Raw genomic sequence first — 22417 nt, 5'->3', positions numbered from 1 at the left:
GAAAACGAGTATCGACCCAGCGTGCGGTGGGCCTAGCGTGCGGCCATGGACGACGACCTCACGCTGGAGTTCTTCGACACCCCGCAGCCCTTCCTCGACGCGGCGGGCGAGCTGCTGGCGGCCGACCCCGTGCTGGGCAGCGTCATCGCGAGCGTGAGCCAGCGGACCGCCCGCGAGCTCGCGGACGGCCGGGACTCGTGGGCCGAGGTCGGCGCGCCCTTCGAGCGGTGGTGGGTCGTGGTCCGGGACCGGGCCGGCGAGGTCGTGAGCGCGGTGATGAGGACCGCTCCGTTCAAGCCCCACCCGTCGTTCTCGATGCCACTGCCCGATCCCGCCGCACGTGCGCTCGCCGCTGCCCTCCACGAGCGCGGGGAGGTCCTGGGCGGCGCCAACGGTGCCCTCCCGGGCGCCGCCGTGCTGGCCCGGTCGACGGCCGAGCTGGTCGGGGGAGAGGTCGTCGCCGACAAGGCGACCCGCCTGTGGGAGGCCACGTCCGTCGAGGTGCCGCGCGCCCCCGAGGGCCGGCTGCGGAAGGCGACGGAGGACGACGCCGGGCTCGTGCTCGCGTGGTTCGAGGCGTTCCACGCCGAGGCCGACGAGCAGGCCGGCCGCGAGCCGGACCCGGCGTCGGGCGAGCACAACACGATCGACAGCGTGCTGGTGCGCATCCGCGAGGGCGTCGAGTGGCTGTGGGAGCTCCCCGACGGCACGGTCGCCCACCTGACCGGCTCCGGGCTGCCGGCCTACGGCGTCGGCCGGATCGGTCCGGTCTACACGCCCAAGGAGTTCCGCGGCCGAGGCATCGCGTCGTACGTCGTCGGGGAGCTCACGCGTCGCGGCCTCGAGGCGGGCCACCGCATGTGCCTGTTCACCGACCGGGCGAACCCCACCTCCAACAAGATCTACGCGGGGCTGGGCTACGAGCCGACGGTCGACATGGCCGAGCACCTCGTCACCGTCCCCGGGACGCCCTAGTCTCGGCGGATGCGGCGGAGCCTGGCCCTCACCCTGTCCCTGGTCGTCGTCGCCACCGCCTCCTCGCCGGTGCTGGCCGGCCCGGCGCCCGCGGCGCAGTCACCGGATCGCTCCGCACGCGTCCACGCCGTCGGCGGCTGCGAGCTCTTCCCCGCCGACAACCCGTGGAACAGGCGCATCGACCGGCGGCCGGTGTGGAGGTCGTCGTCGGCGATCGTCCGCAAGCAGGCGGCGGGCCACGACCTGCACCTCGACCTCGGCACCACCGAGGCCTACTACGGCATCCCGGTCAACGTCGTCGACGAGGACCAGCCGCTGTTGCCGCTGCAGTTCGGCACCGACGGCGAGGACTACCGCGACGAGAGCGACCGCGGTCCGGTCTTCGTGCCGGCCGGGGCGGCGATCGAGGGCGGCAGCGCCGGCGACCCCGACCCGGACGAGGGTGACCGGCACGTGATCACGGTCCGCCGCGACACCTGCGACCTCGTCGAGCTGTACGCCGCCGAGCGGGTGCGCGACGCCTCGGGCGCGGTCGTCGCCTGGCGGGCCGCGTCGGCCGCCCGCTGGGACCTGTCGTCCAACCAGCTGCGTCCGGCCGGCTGGACCTCGGCCGACGCCGCCGGCCTGCCGATCCTCCCCGGGCTGCTGTCCTACGAGGAGGCGGCGTCCGGGCGGATCACCCACGCCCTGCGCTTCACGCTCCCGTCCGCCCGCTCCGCGTACACGTGGCCGGCCCGCCACTGCGGTCCGAGCGGCAACACGGCGCGCGACCTGCCGGCGTACGGCCTCCGCTTCCGGCTCGCGCCGTCGTTCCCGGCCAGGCGCTACACCGGCGTCGCCCGCACGATCGTCGTGGCGATGAAGAAGTACGGCCTCGTCCTCGCCGACCAGGGCTCGTCGATGTACGTCACCGGGACGTCGGACCCGCGCTGGGCCGATGCGCTCGACCAGTTCCGCGCGCGACCGGTCGACGGCAAGTCGCTCGAGGTCGTGAAGCCGTGGCGGCGGGTCGTCACCTGCTGACCGGGTCAATAGACTCGGGGCGCCATGACTGATGCCCCTGATGCCCCGCGCCTGGCCCAGACCTTCGACGAGGTCGAGGACGCCCTGCTGTCCCGCTGGCCCGAGACCAAGCTCGAGCCCAGCCTCGACCGGATCGTGGCGTTCACCGAGCTGCTCGGCGAGCCCCAGCACTCCTTCCGCTCGATCCACCTCACCGGCACCAACGGCAAGACCAGCACCAGCCGGATGATCGAGACGCTGCTGCGCGCGCTCGACCTGCGCACCGGGCGCTTCACGTCCCCGCACCTCGAGCGGATGAGCGAGCGGATCAGCATCGACGGCGAGCCCCTGGACGACGAGGCGTTCGTCCGCGCCTTCAACGACGTCGCCCCCTACACCCACCTCGTCGACGCCGAGCAGGACCACCCCCTCAGCTTCTTCGAGACGATCGTCGGGATGGCCTACGCCGCCTTCGCCGACGCCCCGGTCGACGTCGCCGTGGTCGAGGTCGGGATGGGCGGCAGCTGGGACGCCACCAACGTCATCGACGCCGACGTCGCCGTGGTGCTGCCGATCGCCGTCGACCACGCCAGGTACCTCGGTGACGACGCCGTGACCATCGCGGCCGAGAAGGCCGGGATCATCAAGCCGGGCTCCGTCGTCGTGCTGGCCGAGCAGACGCCCGAGGTCGCCGCGGTGCTCCTCGAGCGCGCCGCCGAGGTCGGCGCGACCATCACCCGGGAGGGCATGGAGTTCGGCGTGGTCGCACGCACCCCCGCCGTGGGTGGCCAGGTCATCTCGCTGGAGGGCCTGCGCGCGAGGTACGACGACGTGTTCCTGCCGCTCTACGGCGCCCACCAGGCCCAGAACGCCGCCGTGGCGCTCGCCGCGGTCGAGGCGTTCGCCGGGACCGGCGTGCTCGACGACGAGGTGGTGCGCGCGGCGTTCGCCGAAGTCACCTCACCCGGGCGCCTGGAGATCATCCGGCGCAGCCCCACGATCCTGCTCGACGCCGCGCACAACCCGCACGGGGCCGAGGCCGCGGCGGCGGCGTTGGAGGACTCTTTCTCGTTCAGCCCGCTGGTCGGGGTGATGGGCGTGATGGAGGACAAGGACCACGAAGGCCTGCTCGCCGCCTTCGAGCCGTACCTCGAGCACCTCGTGTGCACCCAGAACTCCACCCCGCGATCCATGTCGGCCGCCGCGCTCGGCCGCGCCGCCGTGGAGGTCTTCGGTGAGGACCGCGTCAGCGTCGTGCCCGACCTGGCCGACGCGATCGACCGGGCCGCGACGCTGGCCGAGGCGGGAGAGGCCATCACCGTCTCGATCGGCGCCGGTGCGGTGCTCGTCACCGGCTCGGTGGTCACCGTGGGCGAGGCCCGCTCCCTGCTGAAGGGTCGCCGATGAGCGACCAGGCCCCGGGCCCCGCCGACGACCAGGTGCCGACCAACACCGAGCGCTCGCCGCGACGTGGCATGGCTGCCGCCGTGCTGAGCCTCGAGGCGATCACCCTCGGCCTGACCACGCCGGTGATGATCACCATCGCCGACGTCCCGGCTGGCACCGCGGTGGCCGTCGGCCTCGGGCTCGCGGTCGTGTGCCTGCTGCTGGCCGGCATGCTGCGGGCCGAGTGGGCCTACGTCGCGGGCTACCTCGTGCAGGTCGCCGCCATCGGTCTGGGCTTCGTCGTCCCCGTGATGTTCGGCCTCGGCCTCGTCTTCGCCGCACTCTGGACGGGCGCGGACCTGCTCGGTCGCAAGATCGAGCGCGAGCGTGCCGCCGCCTGGGCGGCGTACCGCTCGGAGCAGGACTAGCCCGCATCCAGCGGTCTCTCGCCTGCTGCACGCCACCATGCGGGCACGCTGGCTGCGTTGTCGAGCACTCGACGGGCCTGGCGGCCCGCCTTCGGCCCTCCGCCTTGCCATCACACCCGCCTGATGTCGCTCGCGACGGCGTCGACCGCTGGATGCGGGCGCCCGCTCGCTAGGCTGCCCCGCATGACCGACGTCCAGCGTTCCCTCGTCCTCGTCAAGCCCGACGGCGTGCGCCGCGGCCTCTCGGGCGAGGTCCTGCGCCGGATCGAGGCCAAGGGCTACACGCTCGCGGCCGTCGAGCTGCGCACCGCGACCCCCGAGATCCTCGCCGAGCACTACGCCGAGCACGAGGGCAAGCCGTTCTACGGCCCGCTCGTGGAGTTCATGCTGTCGGGCCCCGTGCTCGCCGTCGTGATCGAGGGCCAGCGCTGCATCGAGGGCTTCCGCTCCCTCGCCGGCGCCACCGACCCGACCGTCGCCGCCCCCGGCACCATCCGCGGGGACCTCGGCCGCGACTGGGGCCTCGCGGTCCAGCAGAACCTGGTCCACGGCTCGGACTCCGAGGAGTCGGCCGCCCGCGAGATCGGCATCTGGTTCCCTGAGCTGGGTCGCTGAGCGCGAGATCGCTCGCAACGCCAGTCACACGGGCCACACGCCTCGCGCGTGTCCTCCCGGGAAGACGCTGTCCCGCTCCTTAACCTGAGCGTGGGTCGGCAGCCTCGCTGACTCCACTTCCCGGTACGACCCGATCTGCGAGGGCAGCAGCGGCATGGCAAACAGCTTCATCGGCCGAGACATGGCCGTCGACCTCGGCACCGCCAACACGCTGGTCTATGTCCGCGGCCGGGGCGTCGTGCTCGACGAGCCGTCCGTCGTCGCGATGAACACCACCACCGGTGAGGTGCTCGCGGTCGGCCACGAGGCCAAGCGGATGATCGGCCGCACCCCCGACAACATCGCCGCCATCCGGCCGCTCAAGGACGGCGTGATCGCCGACTTCGAGGCGACCGAGCAGATGCTGCGCTACTTCATCCACCAGGTGCACCGCCGGCGCTACTTCGCCAAGCCCCGCATGGTCATCTGCGTCCCGAGCGGCATCACCGCGGTCGAGCAGCGCGCGGTCAAGGAGGCCGGCTACCAGGCCGGCGCGCGCCGGGTCTACATCGTCGAGGAGCCGATGGCGGCCGCGATCGGCGCCGGGCTGCCGGTCCACGAGGCCACCGGCAACATGGTCGTCGACGTCGGCGGCGGCACCACCGAGGTCGCCGTCATCAGCCTCGGCGGGATCGTCACCAGCCTGTCGGTGCGCACCGCGGGCGACGACCTCGACCAGGCGATCATCGCGTGGATGAAGAAGGAGTACTCCCTGATGCTGGGGGAGCGCACCGCCGAGGAGATGAAGATGACCCTCGGCTCGGCCTTCCCGCTGCCCAGCGAGCCCGACGCCGAGATCCGCGGTCGCGACATGGTCTCCGGCCTGCCCCGCACCGTCGTCGTCTCCAGCTCCGAGCTGCGCCAGGCGCTCGAGGAGCCGCTGCACAACATCATCGACGCCGTCCGCAGCACCCTCGACCAGACGCCGCCCGAGCTGGCCGGCGACATCATGGACCGCGGCATCGTCCTCACCGGCGGCGGCGCGATGCTGCGCGGCCTCGACGAGCGGCTGCGGCACGAGACCGGCATGCCCGTCCACCTCGCGGAGGACCCGCTGTCGTCGGTGGCCTACGGCGCCGGCAAGTGCGTGGAGGAGTTCGAGGCGCTCCAGCAGGTCCTCGTCTCCGACCCGAGGCGCTTCTGATGGGGGCCTTCGGGGGGCACGAGGGTCGGGAGCGACGCTGGACCGGCCTCGACAAGCTGGAGTCGCGCAACCGTCCGCCACGCTCGTTGCTCGTGGCGCTGGTCCTGGCGAGCGTCACGCTGATCACGCTGGACGTGTCCGGTGGCGGCAGCTCGCCGCTCGAGCCGGCGCGGCGCGCGGTCGGTGAGGCCTTCGGGCCCGCCGAGGCCGGCGTCGCCGCGGCCGTGCGCCCCTTCACCGCCGTGCCCACCTGGTTCCGCAGCAAGGGCGACCTCGCCGACCAGGTCCGCGACCTCGAGGCCAGCAACGCCGAGCTCAAGGGTCAGGTGGAGCTCGCCGGCTTCGACCGCAACCGCCTCGAGCAGTACGACGGACTCACCACGGCCGCGGAGGACCTGGGATCGGCCCTCGTCCCGGCCCGCGTGGTCGCGCTCGGCTCGCGCCAGTCGCAGAGCTTCACCGTCACCATCGACGCCGGCTCCGAGGCCGGGGTCGGCCCGGACATGACGGTGGTCAACAACGACGGCCTCGTCGGCCGGGTGCTTCGCGTCACCCGCAGCACGGCCACCGTGCTGCTCGTCATCGACCCCGACTCGACCGTGGGCGGCCGGGTCGGCTCGAGCATGGAGATCGGCTTCGTCACCGGCAGCGGGTCGCTCGACCAGAAGTCGGGGCTCGACCTCCGCCTGGTCGACGACGCCTCGGTGCCGGCCCGCGACGACACCGTCGTGACGTGGGGCAGCGCGACCGGGCCCTACGCACCGGGCGTCCCGATCGGCACCATCACCGAGGTCTACAGCTCGCTGCGCGAGGCCTCCCAGCGTGCGGTCGTCAAGCCCTTCGTGGACTTCTCCGCCCTCGACGTCGTCGGCGTGATGGTCCCGAGTGGCTCCAGCAGCGACCGCGCCGTGATCGAGGCGGACGGGAGCCTGCGATGAAGGGGCTCCGGCTGCTGATGGCCCTCGCGGCCGTCGTCGTCGCGCTGGTCGTGCAGGTCACGCTCTTCCCGCACGTCGCCTGGCACGGCATCGTGCCCAACCTCTGCCTGCTGGTCGTGGTCGCGGCCGCGCTGACCGTCGAGGCGCCGTTCGCGCTCGTGCTGGGCTTCGCCGCCGGTCTCACCCTCGACCTCGCACCGCCGGCCGACCACGTCGCCGGCCGCTGGGCGCTCGCCCTGACGATCGCAGCGTTCCTCGCCGCCCGCGTGCGCCAGGACCAGAAGCCCACCGCTCTCGCCGTCGTCGGCACCGTCGCGGCCGCGTCGTTCGTGGCCACGTCGCTGTTCGCCCTCACCGGCGTGCTGCTCCAGGACCCCGACATGTCGGTCGCCGGCCTCCTCGAGGTCGTCCTGGTCGCCGTCGTGTGGGACGTGCTGCTGACCCCGTTCGTGCTCCCGCCGCTGATGAAGCTCTTCGCACGATCCAGCCCGCAGTGGGCCGCGTCGTGAGGGGAGGGAGCACCGCCAGGAGCGACAAGAGCCGTCTGCGCCTGGTGGTCGTGCAGGCCCTGGTGTTCTCGCTGTTCGCGACCCTGTTCGTCCGGCTCTACTACCTCCAGGTCATCGGCGGGGAGTCCTACCAGGCGCAGGCCGCCGACCAGTCGGTGCGCGACATCGTCGTCCAGCCCCAGCGCGGCCTGATCGTGGACAGCCAGGGCCGCCCGCTCGTGGCCAACCGCACGTCGTGGGTCATCTCGATGGACCGCACGCTCCTCGCCAAGCTGGAGGAGGGCCAGCGCACCGAGCTGGTCCGGCGCGTCGCGGTCGTCGTCGACGCCGAGCCGGCGGACGTCGAGGCCCGCCTCGTGACCTGCGGCGACGCCGGCAGCGTCCGTGACGTCTGCTGGAACGGCTCGCCCTACCAGCCCGTGCCGGTCGCCACCGACGTGCCCAAGAGCGTCGCCCTGCAGGTGCTCGAGCAGCCCGAGGACTACCCCGGCGTGCTCGCCGAGCAGCAGAACGTCCGCTCCTACCCGCGGCCCTTCGGCATCAACCTCGCCCACGTGCTGGGCTACCTCAGCCCGGTCACCGAGGACGAGTACGACCTCGCCGCCGAGCGCGACGACCGCTCGCTCAACGGTGCCTCGGTCGTCGGCCGGGCCGGCGTGGAGAAGCAGTACGACGAGTGGCTGCGCGGCCTGCCCGGCTACCGCCGCGTCGCGGTGGACTCGATGGGCCGGGTGCTGGGCGACGACTCGCTCGTCGAGAGCACCCCTGGTGACACCCTCGTCACGTCGATCGACGCGAAGGTGCAGTCGGTCGTCGAGCGCCAGCTCGCCGAGCGGATCGCCTTCCAGCGCACCCAGCTCGACACCGTCACGGGCCGCAGGTACGCCGCCGACTCCGGGGCCGCCGTCGTCCTCGACGCGAAGACCGGTCGGGTGATCGCGATGGCCAGCCAGCCGACGTACGACCCCGACGTGTGGACCGGCGGCATCAGCGAGAAGCAGCTGACCCGGCTCTACTCGGAGAAGGCCGGCACGCCGCTGCTGTCGCGCGCCACCCAGGGCCAGTTCGCCCCGGGCTCGACGTGGAAGCCGTTCATGACCGCCGGCGCCCTGACCAACGGCTACTCGATGGACACGACGCTGCCGTGCTCCTCGGGCTTCCAGGTCGGCAACCGCGTCTTCAAGAACTACGAGTCCGGCGCCTACGGCAACATCGGCTTCGCCAAGGCGCTCGAGGTCTCCTGCAACACCTTCTTCTACCGCGTCGGCTACAACTTCTGGCAGCGGTTCGGAAGCGATCCCGCCGACATCGACGCCAAGGACCCGCTCGTCGAGGAGGCCAAGGAGTTCGGCTTCGGCTCCCGCACCGGCATCGACCTGCCGGGTGAGGCGCCCGGACGGATCGCCGACCGCCACTGGAAGCAGGCCTACTACGAGTCGCAGAAGGACTACTACTGCGAGCTCAGCGGCAAGCCGCAGACCCAGGACACCAGCGACTTCGTCTACAAGTTCGCCCGCGAGTTCTGCATCGAGGGCAACCTCTACCGCGCCGGTGACGCCGTGAACTTCTCCATCGGCCAGGGCGACACGATCGTCACCCCGCTCCAGCTCGCCCGGGGCTACGCAGCGCTGAGCAACGGCGGCACCCTCTGGGCGCCGACCGTCGCCAAGGCGATCGTCAGCCCCGAGGGCAAGGTGCTGCGTCGCATCGCGCCGCGCAAGGTCGCCAAGGTCGACGTGCCGAAGAAGTACCTCGACTACATCGACAGCGCCCTGCAGAACGTCTCCCGGGTCGGCACGATGGCCTGGAAGCTCGTCGGCTTCCCGCTCGACGACGTCACGATCCGTGCCAAGACCGGTTCCGCCGAGGTCTACGGCAAGCAGTCGACCGGGTGGGTCGCGTCCTACTCCAAGGACTACGTCGTGGTGATGATGATCAGCCAGGGCGGCACCGGCTCCGGATCGACGGGTGAGGGCATCCGTGCGATCTGGGAGGCGCTCTACGGCATCGACGGCGAGACCGTGCGCCCGGCGCGCGCGGCCATCCCCGGCACCGTGCCGCCCGCCAAGCTGCCGCAGTTCCTCGAGGACGGGTCGATCATGCCGCCCGTCCCCGACAAGGCAGGGGAGTGAGTGCGATGACCGTCCTGTCCAACCGGCCCAGCACCCGGCCCACCAGCCGACCGTCGTCCCGGCCCCTGCGCACAGCGTCCAGCCTGCGCGCCCCCGGCCTCGACTGGCTGCTGATGCTGGCCGCCCTCGCGCTCGTCACGCTCGGCACCCTGCTCGTCTGGTCGGCCACCTCGACCCGCGCCGACCTCACCGGCGGCGACCCCAACGCCTACCTCCGCAAGCAGCTCGTCAACGTCGCCATCGGCCTGGTGCTGATGGTCGCCGTCCTCGCCACCGACCACCGGTGGGTGCGCATCCTCGCGCCCCTGGCCTACGTCGCCAGCGTCGGCGGGCTCGTCATGGTCCTCGTGGCCGGCAGCACGATCAACGGGTCGCGCTCGTGGATCCAGCTCGGCGGCATGTCCATCCAGCCCGCGGAGTTCGCGAAGCTGGCCGTGGTCATCGGCATGGCGCTCGTCGTGGCCGAGCGCACCGAACGGCGGTGGGGCCGCGGGGTCCGCAGCGTCGAGGTGATCGCCATGCTCGCGATCGCCGGGGTGCCCGCCGCGCTCATCCTGCTGCAGCCCGACCTCGGCACGATGCTCGTGCTCTCCGCGACGGTCTTCGGTGTGCTCGCGGTGGCCGGTGCCGGCCGCCTGTGGCTGGCGGGCCTGACGTTCGGGGCCGTCGGTGGCGCCGTCGCCGCGGTGTCGATGGGGGTGCTCAAGCCCTACCAGGTCGACCGCTTCCTCGCCTTCACGAACCCCGGGCTCGACCCCCGGGGCGCCGGCTACAACACCGAGCAGGCGCGCATCGCCGTCGGCAACGGCGGGCTCTTCGGCCAGGGCCTCTTCGACGGCTCGCAGACCCGCTCCGGCTTCGTGCCCGAGCAGCACACCGACTTCATCTTCACCGTCGCCGGCGAGGAGCTCGGCCTCGTGGGGGCGGGCGTGCTGATCCTCCTCGTGGCCGTGCTGATCTGGCGCGCCCTGGCCATCTCCGCCCAGGCCGGCGACCTGTTCGGCCGTGTCGCAGCCGCCGGCATCGCCTGCTGGTGGGGCTTCCAGGCCTTCCAGAACATCGGCATGTGCCTCGGCATCATGCCCGTCACCGGGGTGCCGCTGCCGTTCGTGTCCTACGGCGGCAGCTCGCTGTTCGCCGGGATGCTGGCGCTCGGCCTGCTCCAGAACATCCACCTCCGGTCGGCCGGTCCGATCCGGCGCTGAGTAGGCCGCACCACCTTCTGGGACGTAACCTTGAGGCCCGGCGCGCAAGCGGCGCCCGCCCTTCCCTGGTCCCGATCCCCGTTCGAGGTGTTGCTGTCATGTCGGTCGCGTCGGTCTTCCCGCGCCTGGAGGCGAGGCTTCCATCGGTGCAGAAGCCCATCCAGTACGTCGGCGGCGAGCTCAACTCGGTCGTCAAGGACTGGGACTGCGCCACGACGTCCGAGTCCGGCGGGCCCACGGTCCGGTGGGCACTGATGTACCCCGACGCCTACGAGGTGGGCCTGCCCAACCAGGGCGTCCAGATCCTCTACGAGGTGCTCAACGAGCGCGACTGGATCGTCGCCGAGCGCACCTACTCGGTGTGGCCCGACATGGAGCGGGTGATGCGCGAGGGTGACGAGCAGGGCCCCATCCCGCAGTTCACCGTCGACAGCCACCGCCCGGTCGGAGCGTTCGACCTCTTCGGCCTGAGCTTCTCCACCGAGCTCGGCTACACCAACATGCTCAACGCCCTCGACCTGGCCGGGATCCCGCTCCACGCGGTCGACCGCGGCGAGGACGACCCCGTCGTCATCGCCGGCGGCCACGCGGCGTTCAACCCCGAGCCGATCGCCGACTTCGTCGACGCCGCGGTCCTCGGGGACGGCGAGGAGGTCGTGCTCGCGATCTCCGAGGTGGTGCGCGAGTGGAAGACCGAGGGTCGACCGGGCGGCCGCGACGAGCTGCTGCGCCGGCTCGCGGTCACCGGCAACATCTACGTCCCCCAGTTCTACGACGTGGCCTACGCCGCCGACGGCTCGATCGAGGCCGTCGTGCCCAACCGGCCGGGCATCCCGTTCCGGGTGCGCAAGCACACGCTGATGGACCTCGACCAGTGGCCCTACCCGGCCAACCCGCTGGTGCCGCTCGCCGAGACCGTGCACGAGCGCTTCTCCGTCGAGATCTTCCGCGGCTGCACCCGTGGCTGCCGCTTCTGCCAGGCGGGGATGATCACCCGCCCGGTGCGCGAGCGGTCCATCAAGACCATCGGCGACATGGTCGAGAACGGCATCCGCAAGTCCGGCTTCGAGGAGGTCGGCCTGCTGTCTCTCTCGAGCGCCGACCACACCGAGATCGGCGAGGTCGCCAAGGGCCTGGCCGACCGCTACGAGGGCTCCAACGTCTCGCTGTCGCTGCCCAGCACGCGCGTCGACGCCTTCAACATCACCCTGGCCAACGAGTTCTCCCGCAACGGCCGCCGCTCGGGGCTCACCTTCGCGCCCGAGGGCGGCTCGGAGCGGATGCGCAAGGTCATCAACAAGATGGTCAGCGAGGACGACCTGATCCGCACCGTCGCGGCGGCGTACTCCCACGGCTGGCGCCAGGTGAAGCTCTACTTCATGGTCGGCCTGCCCACCGAGACCGACGACGACGTGCTGCAGGTCGCCGACCTCGCCAGGCGCGTGATCGCCAAGGGTCGCGAGGTCACCGGCCGCAACGACATCCGCTGCACGGTGTCGATCGGCGGGTTCGTCCCCAAGCCGCACACACCGTTCCAGTGGGCCGCGCAGCTCGACCACGAGACCACCGACGACCGGCTGAAGAAGCTGCGCGACGTCGTGCGCGACGACAAGAAGTTCGCCCGCGCGATCGGCTTCCGCTACCACGACGGCAAGCCCGGCATCGTCGAGGGACTGCTGTCCCGCGGCGACCGGCGCGTCGGCCGGATCATCGAGGAGGTCTGGCGCGACGGCGGCCGCTTCGACGGCTGGAGCGAGCACTTCTCCTACGACCGCTGGATGTCGTCGGCCGAGAAGGCGCTGGCCGGCACCGGCGTCGACGTCGACTGGTACACCACCCGCGAGCGCGACTACGACGAGGTGCTGCCCTGGGAGCACCTCGACTCCGGCCTCGACAAGGACTGGCTCTGGGGCGACTGGGAGGACGCCCTGGCGACCGCCGCCGGCGCCGACATCGAGATCGAGGACTGCCGCTGGACGCCGTGCTACGACTGCGGCGTCTGCCCCGAGATGGGCACCGAGATCCAGGTCGGCCCGACAGGCCAGAAGCTGTTGCCGCTCAGCGTCGTCTGACACTGGCATGATCCGGCTCGTGCCCCACGTGCTGGACCTCGGTTCCCGGAAGTTCTGGCAGCTCACGGGTCGTCAGGTCGACCTCGCGGGTCGCGAGCGGTGGCTGGACGCACCCGTCAGCCGGTCGCCGCGCGTGAGCGAGGAGTGGCTCGCCGCCGAGGCAGCCCGCCACGGAGGCGTGCTCGGCGGTGACGAGCCGGGCGCCGGGCTGCTGGCCTCGATGGCGCTCCTCGACGGCCCGGGCTTCGAGTCCGAGCGGCTGCGCCCGGAGGTCCGCGACTTCTACGAGCACACCGCGGCGTGGCACGTGGAGGTGTGGTCGGGCTGGTCTCCCGTCTTCTGGCCCGCGGGCGAGCTGGTGTCCCGGCTCTGGGGGCGACGCGTCGAGCAGCTCGCCCTGCCGATGCGCCCCCTCGAGGTCGCCCGCGGCATGGACAGCCGGGTCACCCCGATCCGCGACCGGAACGGCGACCAGGTCGCCGCTGCGTGGAACCGCACCCTGCGCGGCAGCGGGAGGCCGGTGTTCAGCGGCGCCTACTCGGCGCGCACGCTGCCCGGCGCCGACCGGCCGAGCGTGCACGTCGCGTTCCCGCTCGAGTCGGGCAACGTCCAGGTGTTCCTCCGTCCCACGGTGACCGACGACGGCGGGCTCCTCCTGGAGTCACCGACCGGCCGGTTCGGCCAGGACGGGGCGTACGTCGTCGTCCGCGACCGTCGCGCCCACGCCGCGCGAGTCCCGCTGCACGAGACCTTCCACGTGTACGTCGACGCGGACGGGGTGCTGCGGACCGACCACGAGCTGCGGCTCTGGTCGGCGTCGGCCGTCCGCCTGCACTACAAGCTCGAGCGGGTCCGGTGATCCACTCCTTCCACCTCGCCGAGGTGCCCCGCCGGGTGGGCGTGCGGGCGCTCCTCCGCCCGCCTGCCACCGCGACGCCCGGGCTCGACCACGCCGAGTGCCTGTCCCTGATGCGGCTCGGTGCTCCCACGGTGTCCCCGGACCGGCTGCAGGTCCGGCGGCTCGCGGTCTTCGCGCAGTGGCGTGACGAGGCCGCGCTCGAGCGCTTCCTGGCCCGCGACCCCCTGGGGCGTGAGCTGGCCGGCGGTTGGCACGTGCGGCTCGAGTACCTGCGTCGGTGGTCGACCATCGCCGCCCTCCCGGGGCTGCCCGTCCGCGCGGGAACGTGGCGGCAGGACGAGCCCGTCGTGGCCGTGACGCTGGCCCGGATGCGGCTGGGGGAGGTGCCGCGCTTCCTGCGCAGCGGCAAGCCCGTCGAGCGGCTCGTGCGCGACCACCCGGGCGTCACCCTCGCGGCTGCCGCCCTGCGCCCGCCGCACACCATCTCCACCTTCTCGGTCTGGCGCACGGTGCAGGAGATGGAGGACATGGTGCACGGGCGCTCCACCGTGGCGGACCCGCATCGGCACGTCGACGCGATGGCCGAGCGCGACCGGCGCGACTTCCACCACGAGTTCGCGACGTTCCGCTTCCGGGCGCGCTCGGAGCACGGGTCGTGGGAGGGCCGCACGGGCATCGTGCCCGGACCACCGGGTCGCTAGAGTGCGGCGCGTGAGAGACCCCGACGACCTGCGTGACGAGGTGGACCTGCTGCGCCGCGAGCTGGCCGCGGCCCGCGCGGACCAGGAGCGGTGGGGCGAGCGTGAGGCGCGCCTGCGCAAGTCCCGCGACCGCGCCGCCAAGGCGGCCGAGGTGCTCTCGACGCTGCTGGCGGAGCGGCTGCGTGGCGAGACGGCTGTGGCGGGCGCGGGGGAGCGCTCCTGGTGGCGCCGCGGCGCCACGACCGTGACCCCGGAAGAGGCAGGTCAGCTCGAGCTGATCCGCCAGTCGCCGCTCTTCGACGCCGCCTACTACCTGCGCAGCCACCTCGACGTGGTCCGCCGCGGCGAGGACCCCGGCGTCCACTTCCTGCGCCACTGGTTCCACCCGTTCCGCGCGCCCAGCGAGGCCTTCGACATCGGCCAGTACGTCATGGACCACCCGGAGGTCCTGGTCGAGCGCGTCAACCCGCTCGTCCACTTCCTGTCCTCGCCCGAGTCGGACGGCGCCGACGCCTACCCGCCGGCCAGCCGGTGACGACGGACGCGCATCCCGCCCTCGCGGAGCGGCTGGCCGGGCCCCGGGCGACGATTGACGACTTCGGCGTGCGCTGGGCCGCCTTCACGCGGCGCTGGCGCCGCGCGGCGGCCGAGGGTCCGGAGGCCGCCGCGGCCCTCGTCGAGGAGGTCCTGCGCGACGGTCTGCCGGAGGCCGACGCCTCCCGGGGCGCCGAGCCGCCGCAGCAGGCCTCCCTGCGCGCCGCGCGGGCCGTGGTCGCGGCCAGCGGGTTCCTCGACGCCGACGAGTACGCCGTACGCCATCGGCTGCGGCGTGGCACCGACCCCTACCGCCACCACGTCGAGACCGGCTGGCGGCTGCTGCAGAACCCCAGCCCCCGCTTCGACCTCTGGTCCTACTGGGTCGATCACCTCGACCCGACGACCGAGGACGTCGACCCGCTGCTGCACTGGCTCCTCGTGGGCCGCCACCTCGGCTGGGCGCCGGTGCCCCCGCCCCCGCCCGTACGCCCCGTCCACACGCTCGGGGACACCGCGGACCGGCCGCTGCGCCGAATCTGCCTGTACGCCGCCTACGACAGCGACGGGATCGTCGACGCCTACGTCGTGACCTACCTGCGCGAGCTCGCGCGCCACGCCGACGTCTACTACCTCGCCGACGGCGTGCTCGAGCCCGGCGAGCTGGACAAGCTGGCCGACGTCACGCGCGGCGCGTGGAGCGTCCCGCACGGCGGCTACGACTTCGGCTCCTTCTCGATGCTGGCGCGCGACCTCGTCGGCTGGGACGTGGTCGACACCTACGACGAGCTGCTGCTGGCCAACGACTCGTGCTTCCTGGTGCACCCGCTCGACGAGGTCTTCGCGGACATGGACGCCCGGCCGGGCGACTGGTGGAGCCTTCAGGCGACCTCCATGGAGCACGACGAGAACTACTTCCTCGACGACTCCCCGATCCCGCTGGCCGAGGCCAAGCAGCGCCTCCTCGGCCCGCGCCACTTCAGCGACGTCCACTACCTGCACCTCAGCTCCTACTTCCTCGCGTTCCGACGACCTGTCGTCGCGGACCCGGGCTTCCGGTGGCGGCTCGACACCGTCGTACCGCAGGAGGCGAAGGCGCTGGTGGTGCACAAGTACGAGGTGGGGATGAGCCGCTACCTCGTCGACGCGGGCTTCGACTTCGACACCTGGCTCCCCGAGCTGCAGCCCTTCCACCCCCTCTACTCCCGCCACGTCTTCGACCTCGTCGAGCGCGGCTTCCCGCTCGCCAAGCGCAACTTCCTCGGCGAGAACCCGCGCCGCGCGCCCGGCGTGGGGGAGTGGCGCGAGCGACTCGAGGAGGTCGCACCCACGGCCCGCACCGAGGAGATGGCGGCCAACATCGCGCGGGTGAGCGACCCGACCCGGCTGCACGACGCCTACGACGTCACCCAGGACCCGGCGACGGGGCGCCGCACAGTGCGGCCCTCACCGCTCGCCGGCCACCCCTTCCGCCGGATGGACCGCGAGACGCCGTCATTCAGCCACTGGTGGGCCTTCGCCGCCGGGCCGTCCGGGCGGCTCGACCCCGGCGTGCGCGCGGTCCTCGACGCCGTGCGTGACGACCCCAGCCTGCACGCGGTGGTGCTGACCCGGACGCGGGCGCTGCTCGACGACGTGTCCGGTGCCCGGGTGACGGTCGTGCCGATCGGCACCCGCGAGGGCCAGGAGACGGCGGTGCGCTGCGGGGTGCTGGTCCTCGGCGACCCGCTCGAGGTGGCCCTGCCGCACGCGGTGCTCCCTGCGCGGCACCGCATCGTCCACGTGGGGGCGCCGTTCGCTCCCGGCACCGCGCTGCCGGGTCTCGGGGGCATCGACGCCGTCGCGGTGTCGTCGGTCCGCGAGGCGGACGCGTGGCGCGCGGCCGAGGCCGGTCTCGATGCCGGAGGGACCTGGCTGATCGGCCTGCCCCGCCACGACCTCCTGCTCCCCGGCACCGAGCTGCCGCCGGACCTCGCCCGCGCCGAGGTGGACCTGCGCGCACGGCTGGCCGGACGACCCCTCGTGCTCTTCACCGCCACCGGTCCCGCGGCGTACGCCCCGGACGACGTGGCCCGCCTGCGCGACTGGGCACAGGACGCCGGCGTCGCGGTGGGCGTGCGTGAGCCGCGTCCGGACGCGCCGCACGGCCTGACCCGGCTTCTCGCTCCGCTGGCGCCTCTCGGTCTCAGCGACCGCAGCGTGGTGTCAGAGGCGGTCGTGCTGCGGGCCGCGTCTGCGGTCGTGGCCGACTCCCCGGCCGGCCGGTCGGACGCCCGGGCAGCCGGTCACCCGTTGCTGGTGCACCGTGCGGGAGACCCCGTGGAGTCGCTGCTCGAGGACCTGTCGTCCCTCGCCGCGACAGGCTGGCCTGCCGAGGCGGGTCGGGCGGACGACGAGGTGCCGCTCGACGGAGGGGCCGCCCGACGCTTCGTGCACCGCGTGCGGCTGCGCGAGCTGGAGCGGCTCGAGGTCACCCGGGCGCGGTGACCGGTTCCTCGTCCGCCAGCCAGGCGTCGATCGGCTGGTAGGTGCGCTTGATCGCGAGCACCACCCTCTCGGCCGCGTGGCCGTCGCTCGCGCGGTGCAGGGCACGACCCCAGGCCAGGTAGTCCGCCGGCGCACCGGGGGCCAGCGCCGCGTCCAGCGCGTCCGGCAGCCCGGCAGCGGCGGTGACCGGCAGGGGTACGCCGTCGACGAGGCTGACGGCTCCGCGCCCCAGCACCGCCCAGTCGGCGAGGTCGGCCGCCGACCCGGACACCAGGACGTCGGCGAGCCGCCACGCCGTCTCGGGGAGCACGGGCTCGAGGGTCTTCGGCGAGTCGGAGATCAGCTTCTCGTCGGCGAGGTCCAGCAGCGGGGCGGGGAGGGGCGACGAGCCCGACCCTGACCCCGGGCCGGCACCGCGTACGCCGACCGCGACCTCGGGGTGTGCCTGCGCCCAGTCGGCCAGCGGGGCGAGGTCGATCGCCTGGTCCCACGGCTCGACGACGACCAGGCGACGGCCGTCGAGGAGCGCGCGCAACCGGCCGAGCTCGCCGACGTGGGCGGCGGCGAGCCGGTCCTCGTCGGCGACCAGCAGGTCGATCCGGGGCGAGCCGAGCTCCCACGCTCCGTCGGGGTCCAGCCGCGGCAGCCCCGCGGCGGCCGCAGCACCCTCGGCGCCGGCCACGACCACGACGCGCGTCAGGGCGTCGTCGAGCTCGAGGGCCCGAGCGTCGCGCAGCCCCCACGTGTCGCCGCTGCCGCCGAGCCCGACGTCGGGCGGCACGAGCCCGGCCGGGCGCCCGAGCTGGACGAAGCGGTGGTGCCGCGGCGAGAGCGGGTGGTTGACGTCGGAGCGTGGCCCCACGCTGGTGAAGATGGTGCCCATCCGCAGGCTGTGCATCTGCCCCGGTGGGCTCTCGGTGGCCACGCGGACCACGTTGGGCCCCGACGTGCCAAGCGGCCGGGATCCCTCGAGCACGATCTTCTTGATCGACGGGTCGTCCCTGACCGCGTCGAAGACCGCACGGACGGCGCCGCTGAGCAGGCCGGTGCGAGGGTCGGCGGGGAAGCCCCACCAGTGGTCGAAGGACGGGACCCAGCGGTCCTCGTCGGGGAAGGTCTCCGGGCCGAGGGGCTCGGGAAGCACCGCCGTGCCGTCGGGTCGGGAGCGGATCGCGAAGCTGCGGTGGAGGCTCCAGGCCGGGGAGACGCGACGCAGGTTGCGCTCCATCGCCTCGACGTCGGCGTCGGGGACGTGATCCAGCACCCGCTCCTTCCACAGCCGCAGGTCGGGCGCGGAGAAGGGGTTCTCGTAGAGGAACTGCCGCTTCAGGAGCGGGAAGCCCTTGGCCATGAGGTCGAAGGCGGACGCCCGGTAGACCGGGTGGTACGGCAGGATCCCGTCGATGAAGGTCGCGAGGTGGTAGCCGCTGAGGATGAGGTAGCGCGAGAACCCGATCTCGTACTTGAGGATGATCGCGGTCTTGTCGCGCTGCTCGGCCACGGTCTCGAGGCGCCTGCGGAACCCGGGGTCCTGCAGCACGCGTCGACGGTAGACGAGGAAGTAGGAGCCGACGTGGATGAAGTCGGAGTAGCGCCACAGGTCCTGCTGGCGCATCTGCTCCTCGACGTCGTCGAGGGCCAGCGGCCGGCCGAGCTCCTCGAACTCCTTGACTCCGAAGTCCTCGTAGGTGGCCTGCAGCCCCCACCAGTCGCACGCGGTGGCGTCCATCTTGGCGAAGACGGTGTCGAGCGGCTGCACGAGCCAGCCCGAGTCGTTGGCGAGCATCATCTCGTCGTAGGTGTCGATGACGTCCCACCCGACGAGGTCGGTGGCGAGCATGGAGTAGGAGCCGAAGTCGTAGCGGCCGTGGCGCAGGGCCCACGCATCCTTGGTGTAGGGCGCGATCTTGTCGAGCTCCCCGTCCTCGAGCTCGCAGTCGGCGAGGTAGTAGACGTCGGCGAACCGGCTGAGGTCGGCGAGGTAGGACACCACGGTCGGGTCGATGATGCCGTCGACGTCGAAGGCGGCGAACAGGCAGACGCGCCGCGGGGACCCCGACGGCGCGGTCGGTGCGGGCTGCTGCCGCACCTCCGGGAGGGTGTCGAGGCCGTGGCGCCGTCCCTCGAGCGCGTAGTGGACGACCGGGTTGACCTCGTCGTCCTCGGGGTCGAGGTGGGCGTTGGTGTAGTGCCACAGGTCGAAGCCGGGGGAGGGGTGCCGCATCTCGTGCCAACCGCGCTCGGCGAAGTGGATCGCCTGCTCGGGACCGGTGCACAGGTGCCAGCGCAGGTCCGGGTTGTGCCACATGTAGCCGAACTCGTCGAACTCCCCGCTCGCCCGGATCACGGCCACCTCGGCCGCCAGGACGGCGTCGCGGTCGGGCGCCTCGGCGGGTTCGGCCTCGGGCAGGCCGCGCGCCATCGCGTCCTCGACCAGGCGCGTCCGCTCCTCGGGCGATGCGGCCACCCATCGGGGCACGAAGGCGCGCCAGCGCGAGGTGAACTCGGTGAGGTCCAACATGTCCGTCACAGGTGCAGGTCGCTGGCCGGGGACGCGGTCGCGTCGTCGCTCGTCTCGTCCAGCCGGCCGTGGCGGATCGCGTGGAGGAGCGCGGGTACGCCGGCCTCGGCCGCCTCGGGGTGGCGCTCGAGGTAGGCGGCGGTGCTGAAGGACGGCCCGGGGTCGAGCCGCTTCGCGTTGCCGTGGCGCACGAGGTGCAGGGCGGGGCTCAGTCCGGAGCGCGCCGCCTTGGGGTGGGTGCGCAGGTACCACCCGCCGTCGAAGGCGGTGCTGGCCTCGACCTCACGCACCAGCGCGGCCTCGGGATCGCCGGAGAAACGCCGACCGACCAGGCGGGCCACGCCGGAGCCGCGCGACTCGTGCTCGGCCCAGTAGGCCTGCGACAGGGCGGTGGCGAGGACGTCGGAGAGGACGTCGACCTGCTCGCGCAGCCGCGCCCGCTGGCGGCGCGCGCGCTGCAGGGCCTCCTTGCAGTGCTCGAGCTCGATCTGCCACCACTTCAGCTCGCGGCCGGACTGGCGCAGGGCCTTCTCCGTGCGGGCGAGCCTGACGGCCACCTCGGTCTCGTCTCGCCGATTCTCCACGGGGCAGCACCCTACCCTCGGCACGCAGTACCTATGCTGTCGCCCGATCTCGCGCCGGCATCTTGGAGGACCCCGTGGAGGACCCAGTGGCCAACACCTATGACCACGTCGTCGTGGGCGGCGGCATCGTGGGAGCCGCGACCGCGTGGACCCTGAGCCGACGCCACCCCGGCCGGCGCGTGCTGCTGCTCGACAAGGAGGGCGAGTTCGGCCGGCACCAGACCGGTCACAACAGTGGCGTGATCCACTCCGGGATCTACTACACGCCCGGCAGCCTCAAGGCCGACCTGTGCCGCGCCGGCGCGGCCGCGACCGAGCAGTTCGCCGAGGAGCACGGGATCCCGTGGCGACGCATCGGCAAGCTGCTGGTCGCGACGGACCAGCGCGAGCTCGCCGCCATGCAGGCGCTGGCCGAGAGGGCCGCGGTCAACCGGATCGAGGCCACGGTGCTCTCCGGGGAGGAGCTCCGCGAGCGTGAGCCGCACGTGACCGGACTCGGCGCGCTCTTCGTGGCGGCCACCGGCATCACCGACTACGGCATGATCAACCGCCGCCTGGCCACGCTGGTCGAGGAGGCCGGCAGCACCCTGATGCGCGACACCCGCGTCCTGGGGATCCGGGAGACCGCGCAGGAGGTCGTGCTGAACACGAGCCGCGGGGACGTACGCGGCTCCCACGTCGTCTTCTGTGCCGGCGTCCAGGCCGACCGGGTGGCCGCGATGGCCGGCATCGACGTCGACTTCGCCATGGTGCCGTTCCGCGGCGAGTACTACGACGTCCGGCCCGAGCGTGCGGACCTCGTCGACACCCTGGTCTACCCGATCCCCGACCCCGAGCTGCCGTTCCTCGGGGTCCACCTCACACCGACCGTCGACGGCGGGCTCAACGTGGGCCCCAACGCGGTCCTGGGGCTCTCGCGCGAGGGCTACCCGAAGTTCTCCTTCGACCGGCGCGACGTCCGCGACATCGTCACCTTCCCGGGCATGTGGCGGGTGGCGCGCGCCAACGTCCGCACCGGCGCCCGGGAGATGCGCAACTCGCTGTCCAAGCGGGGCTACCTGCGCCTGTGTCAGAAGTACTGCCCCGAGCTGCGGCTGGACGACCTGACGCCCCGCGAGGCGGGCATCCGGGCGCAGGCGGTCATGCGCGACGGCTCGTTCGTCCACGACTTCCTGCTGCGCGACACCCCGCGCACCCTGCACGTCGTCAACGCGCCCTCGCCCGCCGCGACGTCCGCCCTGCCGATCGCCGGCCTCATCGTCGACCGGGTCGACGAGGCGCGCGCCTGAGGATCAGGCTTCGTCGTCGTCGACGCCCTGGTCGTGCGGGATCGGGCCGAAGTGGCGCCGCTCCCACCACCCGAGACCCGCGGCCGAGGCCGCGGTGAGCAGGTCGGCCAGCACGATCAGCACCCGCGAGACAGCCGCGATGGCGATGGCCTCGCCCGAGCCGATGGTGGGCGCCAGGGCGGTGACGATGATCAGCTCGCGCACGCCGGCGCCGGAGGGCAGCAGGAAGAAGAAGAGGCCCGAGATCATCGCGATCGCCATCGTGCCGATGCACACGAGCAGGAACGACGCGTTGCCGTCGACGTTCGACACGCCCCGGACGAGCAGCCACAGGTGCAGGCCGAAGAAGCCGTACGACGCCACGGCCGCGAGGAGCGAGAGGGCGACCGCGCGCATCCGCACCGGGTGGTCCGGCTGGGGGCGGCGCAGCAGCTTGAAGCCGATGGAGACGATCCGCTGGAGGATCGCGGGGTGCAGGCACACCAGCCCAACCGGCAGCAGGAGGTAGAGCCACACCAGGCCGCGCAGCGCCTCGTAGTCGCGGACGAAACCGGGCAGGACCAGCGAGCCCGCCAGCAGCGCCGCGACGACGGCGACCGCGAGGGAGAAGAGGGTGGCGGTGAAGATGCGCGCACGCGCCAGGCCGGCGCGGCGGCCGAGCTCGATCTGGAGGACGTAGGCCCACACCGAGCCGGGGAGGTACTTGCCGAGCTGGCCCACGAGGAAGATCTGGGCGCCGCGCGCCACGCCGATCGGCTCGCCGAGCTCGTCGACGAGCAGCTGCCAGCTCAGCGTGGAGAGCAGGATCGCGACGGGCAGGGCCACGAAAGACGGGAGCCAGTCACGCCACGAGAGCTCGGCGAGGGTCTCCTGCACCACCTCGTGGTTGGACCAGAGGGCATAGCCCGCGGCCAGCACAACGGCGACGACGAGGAGGATGCGCGCCCAGTGGATGAGCCGGCCGCGCGTGGTGTGCGCGGACTGCACTTCGGAGGAC

At 72.7% G+C, this 22417-nt stretch carries 19 protein-coding genes; 16 read left to right on the top strand and 3 right to left on the bottom strand.

Annotated elements, in window-relative coordinates; genetic code table 11:
* The first annotated feature begins 45 nt into the window (after positions 1 to 45).
* The 15 genes from AC1DP1_RS00695 to AC1DP1_RS00625 all read left to right on the top strand — a co-directional run bounded on the left by AC1DP1_RS00695 (position 46) and on the right by AC1DP1_RS00625 (position 17026).
* Positions 46 to 975 carry a GNAT family N-acetyltransferase gene (locus AC1DP1_RS00695; RefSeq protein ID WP_477505207.1) on the top strand — a complete coding sequence of 310 codons (930 nt, stop codon included), beginning with the start codon at positions 46 to 48 and terminating at the stop codon, positions 973 to 975.
* Positions 976 to 984: 9 nt separating this feature from the next.
* Positions 985 to 1998, top strand: a complete 1014-nt coding sequence (locus tag AC1DP1_RS00690; protein ID WP_477505206.1) for a hypothetical protein — start codon at positions 985 to 987, stop codon at positions 1996 to 1998.
* Positions 1999 to 2022: 24 nt separating this feature from the next.
* The gene (gene folC, locus AC1DP1_RS00685; RefSeq protein ID WP_477505205.1) at positions 2023 to 3384 is read left to right on the top strand and encodes a bifunctional tetrahydrofolate synthase/dihydrofolate synthase; all 1362 of its coding nucleotides are present in this window, start codon (positions 2023 to 2025) and stop codon (positions 3382 to 3384) included.
* Complete coding sequence (locus AC1DP1_RS00680) at positions 3381 to 3791, top strand: DUF4233 domain-containing protein (protein ID WP_477505204.1); 411 nt, start codon at positions 3381 to 3383, stop codon at positions 3789 to 3791. Before folC ends, AC1DP1_RS00680 begins: the two co-directional genes overlap by 4 nt.
* A 183-nt stretch (positions 3792 to 3974) precedes the next feature.
* Positions 3975 to 4406, top strand: a complete 432-nt coding sequence (ndk, locus tag AC1DP1_RS00675) for a nucleoside-diphosphate kinase (RefSeq protein WP_477505203.1) — start codon at positions 3975 to 3977, stop codon at positions 4404 to 4406.
* Between the two features lie 154 nt (positions 4407 to 4560).
* Entirely contained in the window at positions 4561 to 5589 is a 1029-nt protein-coding gene (locus AC1DP1_RS00670; RefSeq protein WP_457185083.1) for a rod shape-determining protein, read from the top strand.
* On the top strand, positions 5589 to 6527 hold the full coding sequence (mreC, locus tag AC1DP1_RS00665; protein WP_477505202.1) for a rod shape-determining protein MreC: 939 nt from the start codon (positions 5589 to 5591) through the stop codon (positions 6525 to 6527). Before AC1DP1_RS00670 ends, mreC begins: the two co-directional genes overlap by 1 nt.
* Complete coding sequence (gene mreD / locus AC1DP1_RS00660) at positions 6524 to 7036, top strand: rod shape-determining protein MreD (RefSeq protein ID WP_477505201.1); 513 nt, start codon at positions 6524 to 6526, stop codon at positions 7034 to 7036. The genes mreC and mreD overlap by 4 nt, the downstream gene beginning before the upstream one ends.
* Positions 7033 to 9168 (top strand): penicillin-binding protein 2, encoded by a 2136-nt coding sequence (mrdA, locus tag AC1DP1_RS00655; RefSeq protein WP_477505200.1) that lies wholly within the window; start codon positions 7033 to 7035, stop codon positions 9166 to 9168. Before mreD ends, mrdA begins: the two co-directional genes overlap by 4 nt.
* 5 nt (positions 9169 to 9173) lie before the next feature.
* Positions 9174 to 10373 carry a rod shape-determining protein RodA gene (gene rodA, locus AC1DP1_RS00650; RefSeq protein WP_477505199.1) on the top strand — a complete coding sequence of 400 codons (1200 nt, stop codon included), beginning with the start codon at positions 9174 to 9176 and terminating at the stop codon, positions 10371 to 10373.
* Between the two features lie 98 nt (positions 10374 to 10471).
* The gene (locus tag AC1DP1_RS00645) at positions 10472 to 12445 is read left to right on the top strand and encodes a TIGR03960 family B12-binding radical SAM protein (RefSeq protein ID WP_477505198.1); all 1974 of its coding nucleotides are present in this window, start codon (positions 10472 to 10474) and stop codon (positions 12443 to 12445) included.
* 19 nt (positions 12446 to 12464) lie between these two features.
* Positions 12465 to 13304 (top strand): hypothetical protein, encoded by an 840-nt coding sequence (locus AC1DP1_RS00640; RefSeq protein ID WP_477505197.1) that lies wholly within the window; start codon positions 12465 to 12467, stop codon positions 13302 to 13304.
* Complete coding sequence (locus AC1DP1_RS00635) at positions 13301 to 14005, top strand: hypothetical protein (RefSeq protein ID WP_477505196.1); 705 nt, start codon at positions 13301 to 13303, stop codon at positions 14003 to 14005. Before AC1DP1_RS00640 ends, AC1DP1_RS00635 begins: the two co-directional genes overlap by 4 nt.
* A 10-nt stretch (positions 14006 to 14015) precedes the next feature.
* On the top strand, positions 14016 to 14540 hold the full coding sequence (locus tag AC1DP1_RS00630; RefSeq protein ID WP_477505195.1) for a hypothetical protein: 525 nt from the start codon (positions 14016 to 14018) through the stop codon (positions 14538 to 14540).
* Positions 14537 to 17026, top strand: a complete 2490-nt coding sequence (locus tag AC1DP1_RS00625) for a rhamnan synthesis F family protein (protein ID WP_477505194.1) — start codon at positions 14537 to 14539, stop codon at positions 17024 to 17026. The genes AC1DP1_RS00630 and AC1DP1_RS00625 overlap by 4 nt, the downstream gene beginning before the upstream one ends.
* Here the strand turns inward: AC1DP1_RS00625 and AC1DP1_RS00620 are convergent.
* Together AC1DP1_RS00620 and AC1DP1_RS00615 are read right to left on the bottom strand one after the other, a co-directional pair.
* Complete coding sequence (locus tag AC1DP1_RS00620) at positions 17010 to 19547, bottom strand: rhamnan synthesis F family protein (protein ID WP_477505193.1); 2538 nt, start codon at positions 19545 to 19547, stop codon at positions 17010 to 17012. The genes AC1DP1_RS00625 and AC1DP1_RS00620 overlap by 17 nt on opposite strands.
* Before the next feature lie 5 nt (positions 19548 to 19552).
* Complete coding sequence (locus tag AC1DP1_RS00615; protein WP_477505192.1) at positions 19553 to 20131, bottom strand: hypothetical protein; 579 nt, start codon at positions 20129 to 20131, stop codon at positions 19553 to 19555.
* 74 nt (positions 20132 to 20205) lie between these two features.
* Between AC1DP1_RS00615 and lhgO the strand changes: the two genes are divergently transcribed.
* Positions 20206 to 21420: an L-2-hydroxyglutarate oxidase gene (gene lhgO, locus AC1DP1_RS00610; RefSeq protein WP_477505191.1), complete on the top strand. Its 1215-nt coding sequence runs from the start codon at positions 20206 to 20208 to the stop codon at positions 21418 to 21420.
* 3 nt (positions 21421 to 21423) lie between these two features.
* Here the strand turns inward: lhgO and AC1DP1_RS00605 are convergent, their stop codons facing one another.
* On the bottom strand, positions 21424 to 22407 hold the full coding sequence (locus AC1DP1_RS00605) for a lysylphosphatidylglycerol synthase domain-containing protein (RefSeq protein ID WP_477505190.1): 984 nt from the start codon (positions 22405 to 22407) through the stop codon (positions 21424 to 21426).
* Positions 22408 to 22417 lie beyond the last annotated feature (10 nt).

It is taken from the genome of Nocardioides sp. P4_G10, from assembly GCF_056401175.1.
The sequence above is the reverse complement of the archived record's forward strand: the minus strand, read 5'-3'. Positions and strand labels throughout refer to the sequence as shown.

Excerpts from the sequence above, each read along its gene's own strand:
- AC1DP1_RS00695 (WP_477505207.1), top strand. The coding sequence starts at position 46 with ATGGACGACGACCTCACGCTGGAGTTCTTCGACACCCCGCAGCCCTTC.
- AC1DP1_RS00690 (WP_477505206.1), top strand. The coding sequence starts at position 985 with ATGCGGCGGAGCCTGGCCCTCACCCTGTCCCTGGTCGTCGTCGCCACC.
- folC (WP_477505205.1), top strand. The coding sequence starts at position 2,023 with ATGACTGATGCCCCTGATGCCCCGCGCCTGGCCCAGACCTTCGACGAG.
- AC1DP1_RS00680 (WP_477505204.1), top strand. The coding sequence starts at position 3,381 with ATGAGCGACCAGGCCCCGGGCCCCGCCGACGACCAGGTGCCGACCAAC.
- ndk (WP_477505203.1), top strand. The coding sequence starts at position 3,975 with ATGACCGACGTCCAGCGTTCCCTCGTCCTCGTCAAGCCCGACGGCGTG.
- AC1DP1_RS00670 (WP_457185083.1), top strand. The coding sequence starts at position 4,561 with ATGGCAAACAGCTTCATCGGCCGAGACATGGCCGTCGACCTCGGCACC.
- mreC (WP_477505202.1), top strand. The coding sequence starts at position 5,589 with ATGGGGGCCTTCGGGGGGCACGAGGGTCGGGAGCGACGCTGGACCGGC.
- mreD (WP_477505201.1), top strand. The coding sequence starts at position 6,524 with ATGAAGGGGCTCCGGCTGCTGATGGCCCTCGCGGCCGTCGTCGTCGCG.
- rodA (WP_477505199.1), top strand. The coding sequence starts at position 9,174 with ATGACCGTCCTGTCCAACCGGCCCAGCACCCGGCCCACCAGCCGACCG.
- AC1DP1_RS00645 (WP_477505198.1), top strand. The coding sequence starts at position 10,472 with ATGTCGGTCGCGTCGGTCTTCCCGCGCCTGGAGGCGAGGCTTCCATCG.
- AC1DP1_RS00620 (WP_477505193.1), bottom strand. The coding sequence starts at position 19,547 with ATGTTGGACCTCACCGAGTTCACCTCGCGCTGGCGCGCCTTCGTGCCC.